The sequence below is a fragment of the Pseudomonas urethralis genome (assembly GCF_021602465.1).
Classification (GTDB): Bacteria; Pseudomonadota; Gammaproteobacteria; order Pseudomonadales; family Pseudomonadaceae; genus Aquipseudomonas; species Aquipseudomonas vlassakiae.
On sequence record NZ_BQIJ01000001.1, the window covers coordinates 132,180 to 151,771 of the forward strand.

General features: G+C 64.4%; 9 protein-coding genes. 5 read left to right on the forward strand and 4 right to left on the reverse strand.

Annotated elements, in window-relative coordinates:
- Positions 1-371 precede the first annotated feature (371 nt).
- Together L6D64_RS00590 and L6D64_RS00595 are read left to right on the forward strand one after the other, a co-directional pair.
- Positions 372-1,130, forward strand: a complete 759-nt coding sequence (locus L6D64_RS00590; RefSeq protein WP_176506782.1) for a hypothetical protein — start codon at positions 372-374, stop codon at positions 1,128-1,130.
- Entirely contained in the window at positions 1,130-1,840 is a 711-nt protein-coding gene (locus tag L6D64_RS00595; protein WP_176506781.1) for an ATP-binding cassette domain-containing protein, read from the forward strand. Before L6D64_RS00590 ends, L6D64_RS00595 begins: the two co-directional genes overlap by 1 nt.
- Positions 1,841-2,047: 207 nt before the next feature.
- Here L6D64_RS00595 and L6D64_RS00600 read toward each other — a convergent pair whose 3' ends face one another.
- Entirely contained in the window at positions 2,048-14,989 is a 12,942-nt protein-coding gene (locus tag L6D64_RS00600; RefSeq protein WP_176506780.1) for a non-ribosomal peptide synthetase, read from the reverse strand.
- A 292-nt stretch (positions 14,990-15,281) separates the two neighbouring features.
- Here L6D64_RS00600 and L6D64_RS00605 point away from each other — a divergent pair, with 292 nt between their 5' ends.
- Complete coding sequence (locus L6D64_RS00605) at positions 15,282-15,812, forward strand: RNA polymerase factor sigma-70 (RefSeq protein WP_054884092.1); 531 nt, start codon at positions 15,282-15,284, stop codon at positions 15,810-15,812.
- Positions 15,813-15,848: 36 nt separating this feature from the next.
- Here L6D64_RS00605 and L6D64_RS00610 read toward each other — a convergent pair whose 3' ends face one another.
- Together L6D64_RS00610 and L6D64_RS00615 are read right to left on the reverse strand one after the other, a co-directional pair.
- Positions 15,849-16,862 (reverse strand): GNAT family N-acetyltransferase, encoded by a 1,014-nt coding sequence (locus tag L6D64_RS00610; RefSeq protein ID WP_176506779.1) that lies wholly within the window; start codon positions 16,860-16,862, stop codon positions 15,849-15,851.
- Between the two features lie 65 nt (positions 16,863-16,927).
- Positions 16,928-17,728, reverse strand: coding sequence for a substrate-binding periplasmic protein (locus L6D64_RS00615; protein ID WP_176506778.1), 801 nt, complete (start codon positions 17,726-17,728; stop codon positions 16,928-16,930).
- A 164-nt stretch (positions 17,729-17,892) separates the two neighbouring features.
- Here L6D64_RS00615 and L6D64_RS00620 point away from each other — a divergent pair, with 164 nt between their 5' ends.
- Both L6D64_RS00620 and ppnP read left to right on the forward strand, forming a co-directional pair.
- Positions 17,893-18,444: a 3'-5' exonuclease gene (locus L6D64_RS00620; RefSeq protein ID WP_054884095.1), complete on the forward strand. Its 552-nt coding sequence runs from the start codon at positions 17,893-17,895 to the stop codon at positions 18,442-18,444.
- Positions 18,445-18,517: 73 nt separating this feature from the next.
- A complete protein-coding gene (gene ppnP, locus L6D64_RS00625; protein WP_176506777.1) occupies positions 18,518-18,802 on the forward strand; it encodes a pyrimidine/purine nucleoside phosphorylase in 285 nt (94 codons plus the stop codon).
- A 51-nt stretch (positions 18,803-18,853) separates the two neighbouring features.
- On the opposite strand, the gene L6D64_RS00630 is transcribed toward ppnP, so the two are convergent.
- Positions 18,854-19,546 (reverse strand): alpha/beta family hydrolase, encoded by a 693-nt coding sequence (locus L6D64_RS00630; protein WP_176506776.1) that lies wholly within the window; start codon positions 19,544-19,546, stop codon positions 18,854-18,856.
- Positions 19,547-19,592 lie beyond the last annotated feature (46 nt).

Genomic DNA, 19,592 nt, shown 5'->3' on the forward strand with positions numbered 1-19,592 from the left:
GTGAAGGAAAGAATCCTCCGGTATCACAAAGAGAATTTTCTTACGAGAATTGATTATAAAGCTTACAAAAATTAAGCTCACCGCGTAAGTAGCAAGAAACAATTCGCCGAAGTAGGAATTTTCCATAGGAACGCTCCTACACACGCCTTTTCAAACCAAACATAATTATTAGGCCTGCACACCCACGCAAGCCTCGTCGCCGTATTGACAATGAAAAGTCAAACTTCTAAACCTGTAGAAACCCGCAAGCGGCGATAGAGCGCCGCACAATCAAGGAGCCTTCATGAAAGCTCAATACGGCACCAAAACCATTACACGCCTGCCGACACTCTCATCAACACATACCCACTTTCACAATTGGTACATTTTACATGCCCAACCACCTAACCCTCATAATCAGAAATACCCAAAAAATCTTGTGCATCGCGCGTATCTTGACCCTGGAGCACCTTAGAGAGCCCACTGCTTTCATATGGTCAGCCCTAGCACCCTGCCTGCTTTTCCTGTTGACACAGAATTATGCAGCAGCACAGCCCACCCACTGTGATACTTACATTGTGTCCGCATCGTGGTTCTATTCGTACATTTCTGCAAGCGTTGCATTTTTTGGTTTCAGCTTTTATTTGATTGAAAGAAGAGAGAGCGGCTTTACAAGGTCTTTTATCTACCAAAAAAGCGCCATCGGGCGTCTCTTGGCATCGCATTTCCTTAGCTACTCCGCAGTAAGCGTGCTCTACGCTGTGTTATTTTACTTGACTACCAAGCCATTACACGGGGACTACCGGATTACCGAGTGGGCACACCTGACTGCATACTTTTACACCAGCTTTCTGATTTTTAGCTGTATGGGTCTCGTGGTCACTGCACTCCCCATCAAATTCAATACCGCCAGCACTTTGCTTTCACTCCTTTCGTATCTCATGCTGCTCTCAGGCTACTTGAGCACACTGCAAACTTACCCTGTACCTCATAACGTGTTTGCATTAAACCCGCTGCAACTGAGCAGCAAAATCTTCAACAATGAAATACCTTTACCGGCGGCCTTCTCCATCGCGCTCGCGACGTTGCTCACCGGCCTTTACATTACTGGGCGACATTTTAGAACCCAACCTGTCTGGAGCAGATACTAATGAACATACTCAACCTGACAGATTTGAGTTTCAGCCATGAAAATCTGCCGCTCATGAAAAATGTGACACTCAACCTCGAAGCAGGCGAACTGGTAGGCATTCTAGGCAGCAATGGGGCCGGTAAAACAACACTGTTCGACCTTATCTGCAAAATAAAAAAGCCTTCGAGCGGACAGATCCTCAACTCAGCAAGAAGTCAAGCCTATCTTACCCAAATTCTGACGCCGCCTCCCTTATTGCGCATGAGCGAAACGGGAGAACTGATCAGGCATTTGAGCTCTACGGTGCCACTGCCGCAAAACGAAATCATGGCCCGCCTGGCCAAATGGTCGCCGTCACTTTACAAAAGGTACACCTCAATATCCCAAAAAAAAGTCGCTCGCTGCAGCTACGGCGAGATCCGCAGCTACTTCACGCTTACGCTATTACTGCTAGAGAGTGATTTGATCATCCTCGACGAACCGACTGCAGGTGTGGACGCGGAGTTCAGGCATTACATCTGGCTTGCCATTAATAGTGCGCGCCAAGAAGGTGCAAGCGTGCTGGTATCATCCCATTACACCGAAGAGATATCGGCAAATTGCGACCGCTTCTACATGCTTGCGAACCAGCGGCTTGAGGCGTTTGATAGCGGCGGGGAATTCATGTCGCGCTACAACGCTTCATCACTCGATGAGGCATTCATCAAAGCGTCCTCTCATGAGGATTGACAGGGCAAACTGCAGAGCCAGCATGGGGGCGCCGCGGCGGAAGTTTCTTGGCAAGATTCTAGGCAAGTGCTGATACCTCGGTTGCCTGTTCCGGCCCTTTCGCGGGTAAACCCGCTCCCACAAGACCCCCACTGCTCTTGAATGAAGTGGAATACCTGTGGGAGCGGGTTTACCCGCGAAAGGGCCAGCACAGGCTAGCCAATCAACTTAAAGCCCTTCGAGCTCGGCCATCAGATCACTAAGCCGATCAGCCTTCGCCTCATCCACCTCGCTCCCCTGCAACCCACGCACATACTCGGCCAATTCCTCCACCGTGCTGCACTCGAACATCGCCCGCAACGGCACGTTCAGCTGCAACTGCTTCTGCACCCGCGAAGCGATCTGCGTGGCCAGCAGCGAATGCCCGCCCAACTCGAAGAAGTTGTCATGCACCCCGACCCGCTCGGCCTTGAGCACATCGGCCCAGATACCGGCCAGCACCTGCTCCAGTTCATCCCGCGGCGCCAGGTAGGCCTGGCTGTGCTGGCCGCCGATGTCGATGGCCGGTAACGCCTTGCGGTCGAGCTTGCCGTTGGCGTTGTGCGGCAGGCTGGCGAACCAGCCCCAGTGCTGCGGGACCATGTACTCCGGTAGCTGCGCACGTAGGCGCTGCTTGACCAGCTCCAGCAGCGCGGCGTCGGCCAGTACACCCTGGTGCGCCACCAGATAGCCCACCAAGTGCTTGCCATTGGCCCCCTCCAGCACACCCACCGCCGCATCGCGAAGCTCGGCCTGCTCATGCAAACGCGCCTCGATCTCGCCCAGCTCGATACGGTAACCGCGGATCTTCACCTGGTGGTCGATGCGACCGACATACTCCAGCACCCCATCCGGGCGCTGCCGCGCCAGGTCACCGGTACGGTACAGGCGTTCGCCTGGCGCTCCGTGCGGGTGCGGGATGAAAGCCAGTGCCGTGCGCACCGGGTCGCCGACATAGCCACGGCCGACGCCGGTACCGGCCACACACAACTCACCCACCGCACCCAGCGGTACCAGCGCCTGGTCCTCGCCATACAGGTACAGCCGGTTGTTGTCGGTCGGCGTGCCGATCGGCAGGTAACTGCCACGGGTCGAGGCCATGTCGACGCGGAAGAACGCCACGTCATCGGAGCACTCCGCCGGCCCGTAGGCATTCACCAAGCCGATCTGCGGGTAACGTTGCAGCCATTGCGCAGCCAGTTCCGGCGGCATCGCCTCGCCGGTCGGCAGCATCCAACGCAGGCCATCGAGCGCCTGATGATCATTGGCCAGCATGCCCTGGATCAGCGATGGCACGCTTTCCAGCACGGTGATGCCAGTGGCCTGCACATGCGCCAGCAAGCCTTGTGGGTCATGGGCGATGGCGTTCGGCACGATCTCCACCCGGGCGCCGAACAACGGCGCGGCAAGGAACTGCCAGACCGAGATGTCGAAGCTCTGCGAGGCGGTCTGGGCGATCACGTCATGCTCGCTCAAGGCCAGGTACGGCACCTTGCTCAGCTGGTTGTTGAGCATCCCGCGCTGCTCGACCATCACGCCCTTGGGCAGCCCGGTGGAACCAGAGGTGTAGATCACGTAGGCCAGGTTGCCCGGCCCGCTGTGAATACCTGGGTTGTGGCAAGGGATGCTGCTGCCCTGTACGTCTTCCCACACCAGCAACTGCGGCCGCGCCGCACTAGCCAGCTCATCCAGCAACTGGCGCGCCTGCCCGGCACAGGCCGCGCTGCACACCAGCACCGGGGTGCGGCTCAGTTCGACGATACGCTGCAGCCGCGCTGACGGCAGGCCCGGATCCAGCGGCAGGTAGCCGGCGCCAGCCTTGAAGCTGCCGACGATCATGCCCAGCAATGGCAAGCCGCGCTCGGCCAGCAAGGCAACCGGTTGGTCGATGGCCACACCTGCGGCGGCCAGGGCATGGCCCAGGCGGTTGGCAGCCAGGTTCAGCCCGGCATAGTCATAGGACGCTTCGAGGCAGCGAGCGACTGTGCGCTGCGGGTGAGCAGCCACCTGCGCTTCGAACAGTGCCACATAGCTCTGCTCCAGCGGGTAGGCGTGCTCGGTGCGGTTACAGTCGTCGAGCAGGAAGCGCTGTTCGTCCTCGCTCAGCAACGGCAACTCGCTCACCTCCCCTTCAAAGCCTTGCACCAGCGCCAGCAACAGGCGCTTGAACTCGGCCAGCAGGCGCTCGACAGTAGGGTAGTCGAAGTAGCGTTGGTCGAATGACAGGTGCAGGCCCAGGTCATCGCCCGGGTAGCACACCGCCGTCAGCGGGAAGTTGGTGTGGGTACGGCCCGAGTCGGAGCTGGCATTGAGGTGCTGGGCATGGTCGAGTACCGCCGTTTCCACCGGGGCGTTCTCGAACACGAACAGGCTGTTGAACAGCGGCTGGCCCTTGGGCAGCTCGCTGCATTCCTGGATCGCCACCAGCGGCAGGTACTCGTATTCGCGCAGCTCCATGTTGCGTTCCAGCACGCCCTGTAGCCACTGGCGCACGCTGCGGCGCTGGCCCGGTTCGGGCAGTTGCACGCGCAGGGCGATACTGTTGATGAACAGGCCGACGGTGCGCTGCATCTGCGGCAGGCTCACCGGGCGCCCGGCCACGGTCACGCCAAAGGCTACGTCGCGGTCACCGCTGTAGCGCGCCAGCACCAATGCCCAAGCCGCCTGGGCGAAGGTGTTGATGGTCAGCTGATGGGCCTGGGCCAGTTCGCGCAGGCGCACGCCGTCGCTCACCTCCAACCGGGTGTAGCAATCGCCTACGACCATACCGTCGCCAGCGTGATCGTTGCGCAACGGGCGGTCGCTGGGGAGCGCCGTGGCACGCTCGAAACCGGCCAGGTTGGCCTGCCACCAATTGCGCGCTTCATTCATGTCCTGGCGTTGCAGCCAGCCGATGTAGTCGCGGTAGCGCGGCGGTACCGGCAACTTCGCCTGACGGCCTTCGCCGAGCGCCTGGTAAATTTCGAAGAAATCGTTCATCAGCAACGAACGGCACCAGGCATCGATGAGGATGTGGTGGTTGCTCATCATGAACCAGTAGCGTTCGTCATCGACCCGCACCAGGCGCAGGTGGAACGGCGCCTCCTGCAACAGGGCAAAGCCGGCTTCCCGCTCTTCTTTGTGCAGGGCCTGCAGGCGCGCCTCCTGGGCGGCTTCATCGAGGCCGCGCCAGTCCTGATAGTCCACCGGCGTGCTGCCCGGCTTGTGGATGATCTGCAGCATGGTCTCGCCGGCATTCCAGCTGAACGAGGCGCGCAGGGCTTCGTGACGCGCCACCACGGCCTGCCAGGCCTGGGCGAAACGTTGCGGGTCGAGGGCGCTGTTGATGCGGTAGCGGTCCTGCATGTAATACAGGCCTGTGCCCGGCTCCAGCAGGGTATGCAAGAGCATGCCCTCCTGCATCGGCGTCAGCGGGTAGACGTCTTCGATCTGCGCGGCGGGCACCGGCAGCGCGTCGATCTGCTGCTGGCTCAGGTGCGCCAGCGGGAAGTCCGAGGGGGTGAAGCTGCCGTTGCCATCGGCCAGACAATGGCTGACCAGTGCCAGCAGCTCCTGGCGATAGGCTTCGGCCAACTGCGCGATGGTCCGCGAGTCGTAGCGTTCACGGCTGTAGCTCCAGCGCAGTTGCAAGGCACCGGCATAGACCTGGCCGTCGATGCTCAGCCAGTTCGGCAGCGGTGCATCCAGATCATGAGCCAGGCCTGCCGGTGCATCCAGAGGCTGGAACAAGGCGGCCTCATCGAACTGCTGGTCGAACTGGCCCAGGTAATTGAAAGTGATGCGCGCCTGGGGCAGCGCCGCCATGCTTTCGCGGCTGGCAGCATCGCCCAGGTAACGCAGCACGCCGTAGCCCAGCCCCTTGTGCGGAACCTGCCGCAGTTGTTCCTTGATGCGCTTGATAGAGGTGGCACGCGCAGCATCGTCGTCGCCAGCCTGCGGGTTCAGGCGCAGCGGGTAGGCATTGGTGAACCAGCCGACGCTGCGCGTCAGGTCCATGTCCTCGAACAGGCCGTCGCGGCCGTGGCCTTCGAGCTGCACCAGCACTTCCTGGTCACCGCTCCAGCGGCACAGGGTGCGGGCCAGCGCGGTCAGCAGCAGGTCGTTGACCTGGGTGTGGTAGGCCGCCGGCGCCTGTTGCAGCAACTGCCGGGTCTGCTCGGTGTCCAGGGCGATGGCCAGCGTTTCGGCATGCCGATGCAGGTTGCCGCCTTGCGGGTGGTCGCACGGCAGTTCATGGCGTACGCTGCCGAGCTGGCCTTGCCACCAGCCCAGTTCGTCACGCAGCGAATCGCTGCCGGCGTAGCTGGCCAGGCGCGCCGCCCAGTCGGCCATGGCATGGGTCTTGGCCGCCAGCGGCTGGCCGCGATACAGCGCCTGCAGGTCTTCAAGCAGCACGCGCCAGGACACGCCATCGACCACCAGGTGGTGGATCACCAGCAGCAGGCGCTGGGCGCCCTGCCCGTCACTGACCAGCACGGCGCGCAGCAGCGGGCCGCGTTCCAGGTCGAGGCTGCGTTGCACGTCGGTATAAAGCGCCTGACAGTCGTCGAAGTCGGCGACCGTGGCGGTCCACAACAATTGCTCGGCAGATACCGCGGCAAAGGCCGCCTGCCCCTGAACGAAGCGCAGGCGCAGGCTGTCGTGTTGCGTCACCAGCCCGGCCAAGGCCTGCTCAAGGGTGGCCCGCTCCAGCGGCTGGCGCGCTTCCAGCAGCACGGCCTGGTTCCAGTGTTGCGGCTGGACGACGTCGCTGCCGAAGAACCAGTGCTGAATCGGCGTGAGGCCGCTGCGCCCCTCGCGCGCGCCCTGCTCGATGTCGCTCGGCGCCGCGCTGCGGCTGACCACGCCAGCCAGGGTCTGGATGGTCTGGTGCTGGAACAGGTCGCGCGGGGTGAACTGCAGGCCCAGCTGGCGCGCACGGCTGACCACCTGAATCGACAGGATCGAGTCGCCGCCCAGTTCGAAGAAGTTGTCCTGCACACCCACGCGGGACGTGTTGAGCACTTCGCGCCAGACTTGTGCCAGTTGCTCCTCCAGCTCATTGGCTGGTGCCTGGTAGTGCTGACGCGCCTGCTCCAGGTCCGGTGCCGGCAAGGCGCGGCGGTCGAGCTTGCCGTTGCCCATCAGCGGCAGGCGGTCGAGCAGCACCAGGTGCGCAGGCACCATGTAGTCCGGCAGGTGCTGACAGGCATCAGCCTTGACTGCTTCACGCAGCCTGGACTGAGCCTCGCTGTCGGCGGTGGCCTGCTGGCAAACAAGGTAACCGACCAACTGCTTGCCCCCCGGCAGGTCGAGGGCCAGCACCACCGCCTCGTCGACATCGGCATGTTCCTGCAGGCGGCTTTCGATTTCGCCCAGCTCGATACGGAAGCCTCGGATCTTCACCTGCTGGTCGGCACGGCCGACATACTCCACCAGGCCATCGGCACGCAGGCGCACGAGGTCGCCGGTGCGGTACAGGCGCCCACCGTCGCGGCTGAACGGGTCGGCGACAAAACGCTCGGCGCTCAGGCCCGGGCGGTCGTGGTAGCCCTGGGCCAGGCCGGCACCGCCGACGTACAGCTCGCCGATCCCCCCTTGCGGCAGCAGGGCCAGGTCCTCGTCGAGGATGTAGGCGGTGCGGGCACCGATCACCCGGCCGATCGGCACGCTGCCAGCGTCGGCAGGCATGACCTGCGGCGCCAGGCAAGCCAGCGGCATGACCACGGTTTCGGTGGGCCCGTAGGCGTTGAAGAACTGCTGCGGGGCGAACGCCTGGCGGATGCGCTGCAAGTGCTCGCCGGTCAGCGCTTCGCCGCCGGTGATCACCAGCCGCACCGGCAGCTGTTCACCCTGCCCGGCCAGGTGCTGGGCCAGCTGGCTGCCATAGCTCGGGGTGAAGCCGAGCACGCTCACCCGCTGCTCGCGCACCAACTGGCAGATGTCCTCGGCGCCCCATTGGCCCTGGGCGCGCAGCACCACTCGGGCGCCGCACAGCAGCGGCACCAGCAGGCGCTCGCTGGCCGCGTCGAAATTGATCGAGTAGAAGTGCAGTTCGCAGTCATCGCTGCGCATGCCGAAGGCGTCGATCACCGCCTGGCAGTGCATGGCGATTTCGCCATGGCTGACCACCACGCCCTTGGGCTTGCCGGTGGAGCCGGACGTGTAGATCAAATAGGCCTGATGCTGCGGCAGGTTGAGGTTATCCAGAGGCGCATCGCTGTAGGCCGAGAGGCTCGCGGCATCGTCCTCCAGGCTCCAGCGTGCTACCCCGCCGGGCAATCCACCGAGGTTTTCGAGCAGTGCCCGCTGGCTTAGCAGCAGGCCGATGCGGCTGTCCTCGATCATGTAGCGCAGGCGGTCGAGCGGATACTCCGGGTCGAGCGGCACGTAGGCGCCACCGGCCTTGAGAATGGCCAGCAGGCCGACCACCATCTCCAGCGAGCGCTCCAACGCCAGGCCCACCCGCACCTGCGGGCCGACCCCGCGATCACGCAGGGCACGGGCCAGGCGATTGGCCTGTTGGTCGAGCTCAGCGTAGGTCATGTGCTGGCCGGCGAAGGTCAATGCACCCGCATCTGGCGTACGCGCAGCCTGGGCGACGAACAAGCCGTGGATCGTCTGGTCGAGGGCGTAGCCCCGCTCGCCCTGCAACTGGCCGATCAGCACTTGCTGCTCGGCAGTGGCCAGCATCGGCAGCTCGCACAGGCGCTGCTGCGGGTTGTCGAGCAGGCCGACCAGCAGCTGCTGCCAGTGCTCGGCCATGCGTGCGATGCGCGGCTCGTCGAACAGGTCGCGGCTGTAGGTCAGGCAGCAGCCCAGGCGGCCGTCGAGGTCGGTGACCTCCAGGTACAGGTCGAACTTGGTGGCGCTGGCGTCGTTGACCAGGTAATCCACCTGCATGCCTGCGAGTGTGCGGCTCTGCTGGAAGGCCCAGCGCTGCACGTTGCACATCACCTGGAACAGCGGGTTGTAGGCGCTGCTGCGCGGCGGCTGCAGGGCCTCGACCAACTGGTCGAACGGCAGGTCCTGGTGCGACTGGCCTTCGATGGCGGCCTGGCGGACCTGCTCGAGCAAGGCGGCGGCGGTCATTTGCCCGTCCAGCTCGCAACGTAGCACCTGGGTATTGAGGAAGGCGCCGATCAGGCCTTCGCTTTCCGGGCGGATACGGTTTGCCACCGGCGCGCCGATGCGCAGGTCACGCTGACCGCTATAGCGGTGCAGCAACGCGGCCAAGGTCGCGGTCATGGTCATGAACAGCGTCAGCCCACGCTGGTTGTTGAAGGCGTGCACGCGGGCGACCAATGCCGGGTCGAGTTCAAAGCGGTAGAGTTCACCGCGGTGGCTCTGCACGGCGGGGCGCGGGCGGTCGGTGGGCAGCGCCAGTACCGGGTGCTCATCGCCGAGGCGGTCTTTCCAGTAGGCAAGCTGGCGTGCGCCTTCGCCGCTTTCCAGCCATTGCCGCTGCCACACGCTGTAGTCCAGGTACTGCACCGGCAGCGGCGCCAGTGGCGACTCGCGCTCATCGACGAAGGCTTCATAGAGCTCGCCCAGTTCGCGGGCGAAGATGTCCATCGCCCAGCCTTCGGTGACGATGTGATGCAGGGTCAGCACGAAGTAGTGTTCACGGTCCTCGGTCTTGGCCAGGCAGGCGCGCAGCAGCGGCCCGCGCTCCAGGTCGAATGGCTGGTGGGCCTGGTCGTCAGCCAGTTGCTGCAGGCGCTGCTGACGGATGTCGGCCGGCAAGGCCGTGAAGTCCTGCCAGTCCAGTTGCAGGGCGCTGTCATCGGCCACGCACTGGTACGGCACACCGTCGATGCTGGGGAAGGTGGTGCGCAGGGTCTCGTGGCGCACGATCAGCGCCTGCAGGGCGCGTTCGAAGGCATCCACATGCAGCACGCCCCGTAAACGCGCCATGCCGCCAACGTTGTAGGCCGGGCTGTCCGGCTCCATCTGCCAGAGGAACCACATGCGCTGCTGCGAATAGGACAGCGGCACGGCCTGGCGGCGGTCGACCCGGGCGATTTCCCCTTGCTGGTTGCGTGCACCGGCAGCGCGGACCCGGGCGATTGCCTCGCAGAACGCAACCAGCTCGCTGGCCTCGAACAGCGTCTTGAGCGGCAGCTCGACATCACACACCTGACGGGTACGCGAGACGATCTGGGTGGCCAGCAGCGAGTGACCGCCGAGGGCGAAGAAATCGTCGTGCAGGCCGACCTGCGGCAGGTTCAGCACCTCGCGCCAGATGGCCGCTACCTCCTGCTGCAATGCGGTCTGCGGCTCGACATGGGCGCGCTGCTGCCAGACCGGTGCAGGCAGTGCCTTGCGGTCGACCTTGCCACTCGGGCCCAGCGGCAGGTGCTCCAGGCCGATCAGCTGAGCCGGCACCATGTATGCCGGCAATTGCCTCGCCAGTGCGGCCTGCAACACCTCGGCCGGTGCGTTGCCGCTGTAGTAACCCACCAGTTGCGCACCGACCGCGTCCTGCTGGATCAGCACCAGCGCCTGCTCGACACCCGCCTGCGCCAACAGGCACGCCTGCACTTCTTCAGGCTCGACGCGAAAGCCACGCACCTTGACCTGCTGATCGAGGCGTCCGAGGTATTCCAGGGCCTCGCTTTGCACCTGCCAGCGGGCGCGGTCGCCGCTGCGGTACAGGCGCGCGCCGTTGCCGTCAGCCTGGGGCACGAAACGTTCGGCTGTCAGGCCCGGGCGGCCCAGGTAACCGCGGGCCAGGCCGGCACCGCCCAGATACAGCTCACCCGGTACGCCAGGCGCAGCCAGTTCGAGTTCATCGTCCAGCACCCGGCAGAGCACGTTACCCAGCGGGCGGCCGATCGGCGAACGCTCGCCATCGGCTGCCTGGCAATGCCAGTGTGTGACGTTGATGGCGGTTTCGGTCGGGCCGTAGCGGTTGTGCAACTGCACCTGTGGCAACAGCTGCAGCACACGGTCACGCAGCTGCGCAGGCAGCGCTTCACCACCGGAGAACAGCCGGCGCAGGCTGCTGCAGCCAGCGGCCAGTGGCTCTTGCACGAACACCTGCAGCAGCGGCGGTACGAAGTGCAGCGTGGTCACGCCATGCTGCTGCACCAGCGTGGCGATGCGCTGCGGGTCGCGGTGCTCGCCAGGGCCGGCCAGAACCAGTTTGCAGCCGGTGATCAGCGGCCAGAAGCACTCCCACACCGAGACGTCGAAGCTGATCGGTGCCTTTTGCATCAGCACATCGCTGGCGTCCAGCGCATAGCGGGCTTGCATCCACTGCAGGCGCTCGGCCAGCGCCGCATGGGTGTTGCCCACGCCCTTCGGTTGGCCGGTAGAACCAGAGGTGTAGATCACATAGGCCAGGTTGTCGCCATGCAACTGCAGGCCCGGTGCCTGGCTGGGCCAGCTGCCGAGGTGCAGTTGATCAACGGCGATGGCGCTGACGCCGTCGACCTGCGGCAGCGTACCCAGCAGGCTGCTGTGGCTAAGCAGCAGGCCAGCCTGGCAATCGCCGAGCATGTAGGCCAGGCGCTCGGCCGGGTAGTCGACGTCCAGCGGCACATAGGCGCCGCCCGCCTTGAGGATCGCCAGCAGGCCGACCAGCAGCTGCGGCGAACGCTCCAGCGCGATGGCCACGCACGTGTCGGGGCCGACGCCTTTGTCGCGCAGATAGTGCGCCAGCCGGTTGGCCTGCTGATGCAGTTCGGCATAGCCGAGGCTGCCACCGTCCCAGACCAGGGCGGTACGTTCAGGGGTCAGGCGCGCCTGCTCGTTGAGCTGCTCGACCAGCAAGCGCTGCGCGGCGGGCACCGGCGCCTCGCCCCAGGCCAGCAGTTGTTCACGCCCCGGCTCGTCCAGCAGTTGCACATCGCCCAGCGGCAGTAGCGGTTGCGCGCAGACTTGCTCGAGCAGTGCCAGCAGGTGCTGGGCAAGACGCTTGATGGTGCTGGCATCGAACAGCTCGGCAGCGTAGTCGAAGGCCAGGCTCAGGCGGCCCTGGTGGTCTTCTTCGCTGTGCAGTTGCAGGTCGAACTTGGCTTCGCGGCTGTGCCACGGCAGTTCTTCGGCGAGCAAACCCGGCAGGCGGCGCAACGCTGAAAGGTCACGCTGCTGGTGGTTGAACATGACCTGGAACAGGCCCTGCTCGCGCGCGTCGGGCAGGGCTTCGAGCAATTGCTCGAACGGCAGGTCCTGGTTGGCCTGGGCGTCGAGGGTCGCGCCGCGCACCTGGGCCAGCAACTGGGCGAACGGCAGGCGGCCATCCAGCTGCACGCGCAGCACCTGGGTGTTGACGAAGAAGCCGACCATACCCTGGGTTTCCTGGCGCGGGCGGTTGGCGTTGGGTACGCCGACGCGGATGTCGCCCTGGCCGGTATAGCGGTGCAGCAGCCCTTGCCAGGCGGCCAGCAGGACCATGAACAGGCTGGCCTGCTGTTCGCGGGCCAGGGCCTTGAGGGCGTCGGCCAGCTTGGCCGTCACTTTCACGCTCAGGCGGGCGGCGCGGTTGTGCTGCTGGCTGGAGCGCGGCTGGTCCGGGTACAGGTCGAGCACCGGCAAGGCGTCGCCCAATGCGGCTTTCCAGTACGCCAGCTGACGGGCGCTTTCGCCCTCAGCCAGCCACTGCCGCTGCCAGTTGCCGTAGTCGGCGTAACCCAATGTCAGCGCCGGCAGCTGGGCGTCCAGGCCCTGGCAACGGGCGGCGTACAGTCTGGCGAATTCGTCGAGCAGGATATTCAGCGACCAGCCATCGGCGACGATGTGGTGCAAGGTCACCCACAGCTGATGGTCTTCGTCAGCAAGGCGCACCAGGGTCACGCGCAGCAATGGGCCTTGGGTCAGGTCGAATGGCTGTTGCGCCTCTTGCTCGCGGCGTGACACCACTTGCTCGGGCGCCAGCCCTTCCAGGCCCAGGCGCTGAAGGGCGAACGGCTGCTCCGGCAGGACACGCTGCAAGGCCTGCCCGTCGGCTTCGCTGAACACTGTGCGCAGCGATTCGTGGCGCGCGACCAGCGCCTGGAACGCGGCTTCAAGTGCGGCTTCGTCCAGCTCGCCGCGCAGGTGCAGGCCGGCAGGAATGTTGTAGGCCGCAGTCTGCGGCTCTAGCTGCCAGGTCAGCCACAGGCGGTTCTGTGCCAGCGACTGCGGCCAGGCCTGGCCACGCGCCAGCGCCGTGATAGCGGTGGGCCCACCAGCACCATCAGCCAGCAGGGTGGCCACCTCGGCGCAGTATTCGGCCAGCGTCGGCGCCTCGAACAGGGTGCGCAGGCTCAGCGGGATACCTAGCTCCTCGGCCAGCCGCGCAGTGACCTGGGCGGCGGCGATGGAGTTGCCGCCCAGCAGCAGGAAGTGATCGTCAGCGGCAATCGCCTCGACCTTGAGGATTTCGCACCAGACACCGGCGATACGTGTCTGCAGGTCGTCGTCGCTTGCTGCGCCTGCCACCGGAGTGGCAGCCACTGGGAAACGCGCATAGCAATCCAGGCTGCCATCATCCATGCGCAGGCGGCAGGCCGAACGCTGCAGCTTGCCGCTGGAGGTCTTCGGCAATGCCCCCGGATTGAGCAGCAGGACCACGGCCGGCGCCTGGCGACAGGCATCGGCGATCACCTGGCGCAGGGTCTTGATCAGCGCCTCGGGTTTGACCGCCTTCTGCACGTTGCGGCTGATTTCCACCGCCACGCCGATGCCCTCCTCGCCCTGATCGTCGACCGCGAACACCGCTACCCGCCCCTTGCGCAGCCCTTCGACCTCACGTTCCAGGGTTTTTTCCAGGTCTTGCGGGTATAGGTTCTGGCCGCGGACGATCAGCATGTCCTTAAGACGCCCGGTGACGAACACTTCGCCGTCGCGCATGAAGCCCAGGTCGCCGGTGCGCAACCAGGTCTGGCCGTCCATTTCGACGAAGGTACGTGCAGTGGCTTCTGGGTTGCGCCAGTAACCCAGGGCGATGCTCGGGCCGCCGGCCCAGATTTCGCCCACCTGATTGTCGCCCAACACCTCCAGGCGCTGCGGCTCGACAATACGCACCGCATGGCCTGGCTGCGGGTAGCCGCAGCTCATCAGCACACTGCCCTGACCGGCTTCGGCACGGTTGCCAGCGAGGGCTTCGGCGTCCAGCTCCAGCGCACCGATGCCCTGGCCACGGCGGCTGCCACTGACGAACAAGGTGGCTTCGGCCAGGCCATAGCTGGCAAAGAAGCTGCTCGGCTGGAAGCCGCAGGCGGCGAACGTGTCGGCAAAGGTGGCGAGGCTGTCCTGGCGAATCGGCTCGGAGCCGGAATAGGCCACGCGCCAGCGGCTCAGGTCGAGGCCTGCCACGGCCGCCTCGCTGACCCGTTCGCTGCACAGCCGGTAGGCGAAATCCGGCCCGCCGCTGATGGTGCCGCCATACTCGCTGATCGCCTGCAGCCAGCGCAGCGGCCGAGCGAGGAAGTAGCCCGGCGACATCAGCACGCACGGCACGCCACTGAAGATCGGCTGCAGCAGCCCGCCGATCAAGCCCATGTCGTGGTACAGCGGCAGCCAACTGATGATCACATCGTCCGGGTTGAGGTCGATGCCGAAGCCTGCGCGGATCAATTGCTCGTTGGCCACCAAATTGCCGTGGCTGACCTGCACGCCCTTGGGCAGGGCGGTGGAACCGGAGGTGTATTGCAGGAAGGCGATGTCGTCCGCCTTCAGTTGCGGCTCGCGCCAGCGCGCGGCCAAGGCCGGATCGAGCGCATCCACTGCCAGCAGTTCGGGGGCGTGGTCGCCGGTCAGGGCTTCGAGATCCTGCAGGCTGTCGTGCAGCGCACCGACGGTCAGCAGCAGGCGCGGCTCGGCGTCGTCGATGATCGACAGCAGGCGCTCCTGATGATGGCGGCGTGACGACTCCGGAGGATAGGCCGGCACGGCAATGACCCCGGCGTACAGGCAACCGAAGAACGCCGCCACGTAGTCCGGGCCACTGGGGAACAGCAGCACCGCCCGCTCGCCGACCCTGGCGCGGGCCTGCAGCGCCGCAGCGATGGTGCGCGCACGCGCATCCAGGTCGCGATAGCTGAGCACGGCCTGCTCGCCAGGGGCATCGGCCAGAAAGCGCAGGGCGATGCGGTCCGGGGTCTGCGCAGCGCGTTGCGCCAGGGCCTGGACCAGCGAGAGCGGGAGTTCGAAGGCGTCCGTCATGGGGGGAGGTTCCTGCCAGTGTCTGGTTAAGTCGGGCTGGCTGCAGCGCACGAAGCTGGCGGGCAGCGGCCGGATGTACACAGGGGAACGGATGGGCGCGGCGGGAAATTAGCAGGGTCAGCGGGGGTGCAAGGTGAACGGCATCACGTCGCTCGCCTTAGAACTGAAACTAATAGAAACTCATTAACTTTCGTATTTGACAATCATTATCATTCTGAATAGTTTGTCGCACGTCGTAGGAAGCTTCCCCTCAAGGGGTGCTCCCTTCCCCCTTCGAGACAAGGTGATTTCCATGGCGGAACAACTATCCACAAGTAAGTGCGATTCACCATTACTCCAGGCATTCGTCGACAACCGCAGCATCCTGGTCAAGATCGCGGCGCGCATTACCGGCTGCCGCTCGCGCGCCGAGGACGTGGTGCAGGATGCCTTCTTCCGGCTCAGCGCCGCCCCGCAGATCACCTCGTCGTTCAAGGCGCAGCTCAGCTACCTGTTCCAGATCGTGCGCAACCTGGCCATCGACCACTACCGCAAGCAGGCGATGGAGCTGAAGTACTCCGGCAGCGAGGAGGAAGGCCTGAACGTGGTCATCCCGAACGCTTCGCCCGAAGCCACGCACATCAACCTGGCGGCGCTCGAGCACATCGCCGAGGCACTCAACGAACTGCCCCAGCGCACCCGCTATGCCTTCGAGATGTACCGCCTGCACGGCGTGCCGCAGAAGGACATTGCCAAGGAACTGGGGGTTTCACCGACCCTGGTCAACTTCATGATTCGCGATGCCCTGGTGCATTGCCGCAAGACGGCCAGCCGGCAGGCCTGATAGCACAGCGTCGCCTGCTGCGCAGGCGACGCCGGTTCAGGCCAGCTTGCAGCGCTCGAAGAACCGCTCGCGCCCCAGAATCATCAGTGCCGCACGCTTGTGCGGGAAATCGAATTCCTTGTCGCAATGGAAACACTGATCGTGCAGGTAACCGATCATCTTGCCATTGTCGGCACGGGGCTCAGCCACCACCCGCTGGGTGCGCGGGTCGTCCAGGAACAGGTAGTGCACCAAGGCCGACAGCCAGCTGGCGACCTTGTGCGGGCCCCGGTGCGCCTCTTCGCCCACCAGCATGTGGATGCCACGGTCGTAATCGTCGGCTGGATAGAACGGCGCAATGCGATCCTCCTTGGCCCAGTACGCCTCGAAGTAGGCGAACGGCTGATCATCGAAGCAGCCGATCAGGGTCAGGGTGTGCGGGTCGGCTTCGAGCTTGGCCAGGTATTCGCGGTGCTGCTCCAGCGAGCCCGCCTCCTGCCAGAATTGCTCGACCCGGGGGTTGTTCTGCCAGCGATGGAAACGCTCAAGGTCCTGGTCGACCTCCAGGGTACGCAGCGACACCCAGGCCCCCAGGCGCGCATCGAAACGGCGGTACACCTCGCCGTGCGGCTTGGGTGCCCGGCGCGGGTGGCGCTTGCCATTGCTGAACTGCATCTGCTGCGGGTAGGCACCCTCGTTCGATGCACCCAGCCACGGCTGCGGCAACTGCCAGAACAGCGCACGCTCGCACAGGTAGACGCCGGCCACTTCGCCGCCCAGCAACAAACCGCTGGCTTGCGCCTCCGGCACGCGGGTAGCGAGATGCACGGCCAGGCGCTGGCGAGCCGGATCGCGCGACAGCAGCCAATAGCAGGCAGCCCACAACGCCTGCTGTGGGCGCTCCGGACACAGGCTCTGCACATGCACGTGCAGCGGATCACCCGGCTCCAGACGCAGCTGGATCAATGGTCGCCCTTCAAGGGACAGGCTCAACCGGCAGTCATCCTCCTCGGCATCGAGGCTGCGCCAGCGTGGGAGGGACAGGGGCTGCGAAGCGGCATCGAACGGCATGGTCTTGGCTCACGAAATGACGAAAGAAAGGCTCACTTGTCAGGACGTGGCCATGACCGGGGAATTTAGTCGTTCGGCGCGGCGACGGTGATCCGGTAAGGCTGGAAGATGCGCGTCAGTTCGCCGCTGTCGCGCAATCGACGCAGCAATTCGGCGAACTTCTGCTCGGTGATCGGGGCACCGGGACGCAGCAACGCATAGTGGTGATAGACCTGGTCGATGCGCTGCGAGGCGACCAGCTGGTCGAGGCTGTCGGGGTTGCGGGCCAGGAAGTCGCTCAGGTAGGAGCGCGTCACCAGGGCAATGTCGGAGCGGCCGGCCTGGACCATCAGCAGGTTGCTGTCGTGGGAATAGGTCAGCGTTGCGTTGTAGGTCTTGCGCAGGTAGTTGGGGTCGGAATTGAAGTTGGCAAATGCATAGTGATAGCCGTTGAACAGCGCCAGACGCTTACCGCTCAAATTGTCGAAATAACGCTGATCGCGGCCGCTGGCCTTCCTGGCGACGAACACTTCGGCATCCTCCAGGCCCATGTCCACCGTCTGGTGAGGGATCTGCTGCCAACCCCATTCAGGGTTCTCGAAGATCGCCATGTCTGTGCGACCTTGCTGGAAATCACCAAAGCGCCGCTGGATGGAGGTGGGCACCAGGACGAAGTGATAGTTCGGCTGCAAGCGGTTCAACGCCTCGACCAGCTGGGGCAGCAAACCGGTATCGGCGCCCTGCTCCGGGCGCACGGTATAAGGTGGGAAATGCGCAGCGCCGATCTTCACGTCGATGGCGTCGTCGGCCCACGCCGGCGCCGTCAGCCAAGCCGCAGCCAGCATCATCAAGGTGGAGATCAACTTCAGGCCGGACGCTGGAGTCAAAGCGGTCGCTCATCACGGTTCATACCTAGGATGCGCCTAAGCTAGGCGTTTTCCCGACAAGGCACAACTGCCGGTTATGCCAAAGTGAGGGCATTTTGCCAGGGGATGCCGTGTGGCCAGACATTGGCTACGCTGCTTTGGCATGTATGGCGAGGGAGCCTGGTATGGGCCACTGGTTGGTGATCGACCTGGAAGCCACCACCGATGACGGTGGCTGGCCGGTCACGGAGATGGAAATCATTGAAATCGGCGCCAGCCTGGTGACCCGCGAAGGCCGCGAAGTGGACCACTTCCAGCGCTTCGTGCGGCCAAGGCGTCGGCCGCAGCTGACACCGTTCTGCCGCGAGCTTACGCACATCAGCCAGGCCAGCGTCGACAGCGCCGCAGCATTCCCAGAGGTGTGGGAGCGTTTCGAACGCTGGCTGGGGCACCACCGCGAGCAGTTGCAGGCCTGGGTCAGCTGGGGCGACTACGACCGCCAGCAGCTGTTGCAGGAATGGCGCCAGCATGAGGTCGACAGCCTGCTGCGCGAACTGCCACACATCAACCTCAAGCAGCGCTTCGCCAAGGCTCGCCACCTGCAGCGCCCGGCCGGGCTCAATGGCGCGTTGCAACTGGCGGGCATGCACTTTTGCGGGCAGCAGCACCGGGCCCTGGAAGACGCACGCAACACCGCACGCCTGCTGCCCTTGAGCCTGCCCGCGAACGGCACCTGAAAGCAGATGACGGGGCGAATGGGCTTGGGCATACTGGCCAGCCCTTTTTCACCCCATTGTTCAGGAGTCGCCCATGTTCCAGGTCAACGAGTACTTCAACGGCACCGTCAAGTCGATCGCCTTCGCAGGCGCTGAAGGCCCTGCCACTGTGGGCGTGATGGCCCCGGGCGAATACGAGTTCGGCACCGCCAAGCGCGAGATCATGCACGTGGTGTCCGGCGCCCTGACCGTGAAACTGCCGGGTAGCGACAACTGGGAAACCTTCAATGCTGGCGACACGTTCAATGTACCGGCCGACAGCAAGTTCCAGCTGCAGGTGAAGGTGGATACCGCTTACCTGTGCGAGTACCGCGACTAAGCGTCAGCCTGTAGCGGCCTCTTCGCGGGTCAGCCCGCGAAGAACACAACACTATCGTTTCAGGAAAGCCGCCACCTTTTCAGCCGCCGCCTGCAAGTGCTGCTCATGGCTGAACCCCGAAGCCTTCAGGGGCTTCAGGTCATGATCCGCTGCCACCAGCCAGCTCACCTCGATCGCCGGTGACAGCGCATACCCCTCCACCGCCTGCCGATTGCCCAGCGCATCGCGCTCGCCCTGCACGATCAACGTGGGCGTCTTCAGTTCGGCCAGGTGCTCGACCCGCGGCTTCTCCGGCTTGCCCACCGCGTAGAACGGGTAGCCAAGGCACACCAGTGCATCCGCCCCCAGTTCATCGGCCAGCAGGCTGGCCATGCGCCCGCCCATCGACTTGCCGCCAATGGCCAGCCTGCCCGTGACCAAAGGTCGCACCTGGCGGTACGCCTCGCGCCAGCTTTCCAGAAGCACCTTCTGTGGATTGGGCGGCCGTTTGCCGCCGCCGTTGCGCCGCTCGGCCATGTAGGGGAACTCGAAGCGAACCACCCCGACGCCAAGCGCCGCCAGCTTTTGCGCAATTTCGTCCATGAAACCGCTGTCCATCGGCGCACCCGCGCCATGGGCCAGGATCAGGCTCGCAGAAACACTCCCCTCGCCCCCATTTCGCGGGGGATCGCAGCGCAAGCCTGGGACATTTCCGACTTGCGCCCATTGATCCCCGTCAATACCGGCACTTTGCCCATTACTCATGCTTGCCTCGCTGTAAAGCCTGCCAATAACCGTGGATGGGAACCCA

Coding starts and splice junctions, on each gene's coding strand:
- L6D64_RS00595 (WP_176506781.1), top strand. CDS start 1,130: ATGAACATACTCAACCTGACAGATTTGAGTTTCAGCCATGAAAATCTG.
- L6D64_RS00610 (WP_176506779.1), bottom strand. CDS start 16,862: ATGCCGTTCGATGCCGCTTCGCAGCCCCTGTCCCTCCCACGCTGGCGC.
- L6D64_RS00620 (WP_054884095.1), top strand. CDS start 17,893: ATGGGCCACTGGTTGGTGATCGACCTGGAAGCCACCACCGATGACGGT.
- L6D64_RS00590 (WP_176506782.1), top strand. CDS start 372: ATGCCCAACCACCTAACCCTCATAATCAGAAATACCCAAAAAATCTTG.
- ppnP (WP_176506777.1), top strand. CDS start 18,518: ATGTTCCAGGTCAACGAGTACTTCAACGGCACCGTCAAGTCGATCGCC.
- L6D64_RS00605 (WP_054884092.1), top strand. CDS start 15,282: ATGGCGGAACAACTATCCACAAGTAAGTGCGATTCACCATTACTCCAG.
- L6D64_RS00600 (WP_176506780.1), bottom strand. CDS start 14,989: ATGACGGACGCCTTCGAACTCCCGCTCTCGCTGGTCCAGGCCCTGGCG.
- L6D64_RS00630 (WP_176506776.1), bottom strand. CDS start 19,546: ATGAGTAATGGGCAAAGTGCCGGTATTGACGGGGATCAATGGGCGCAA.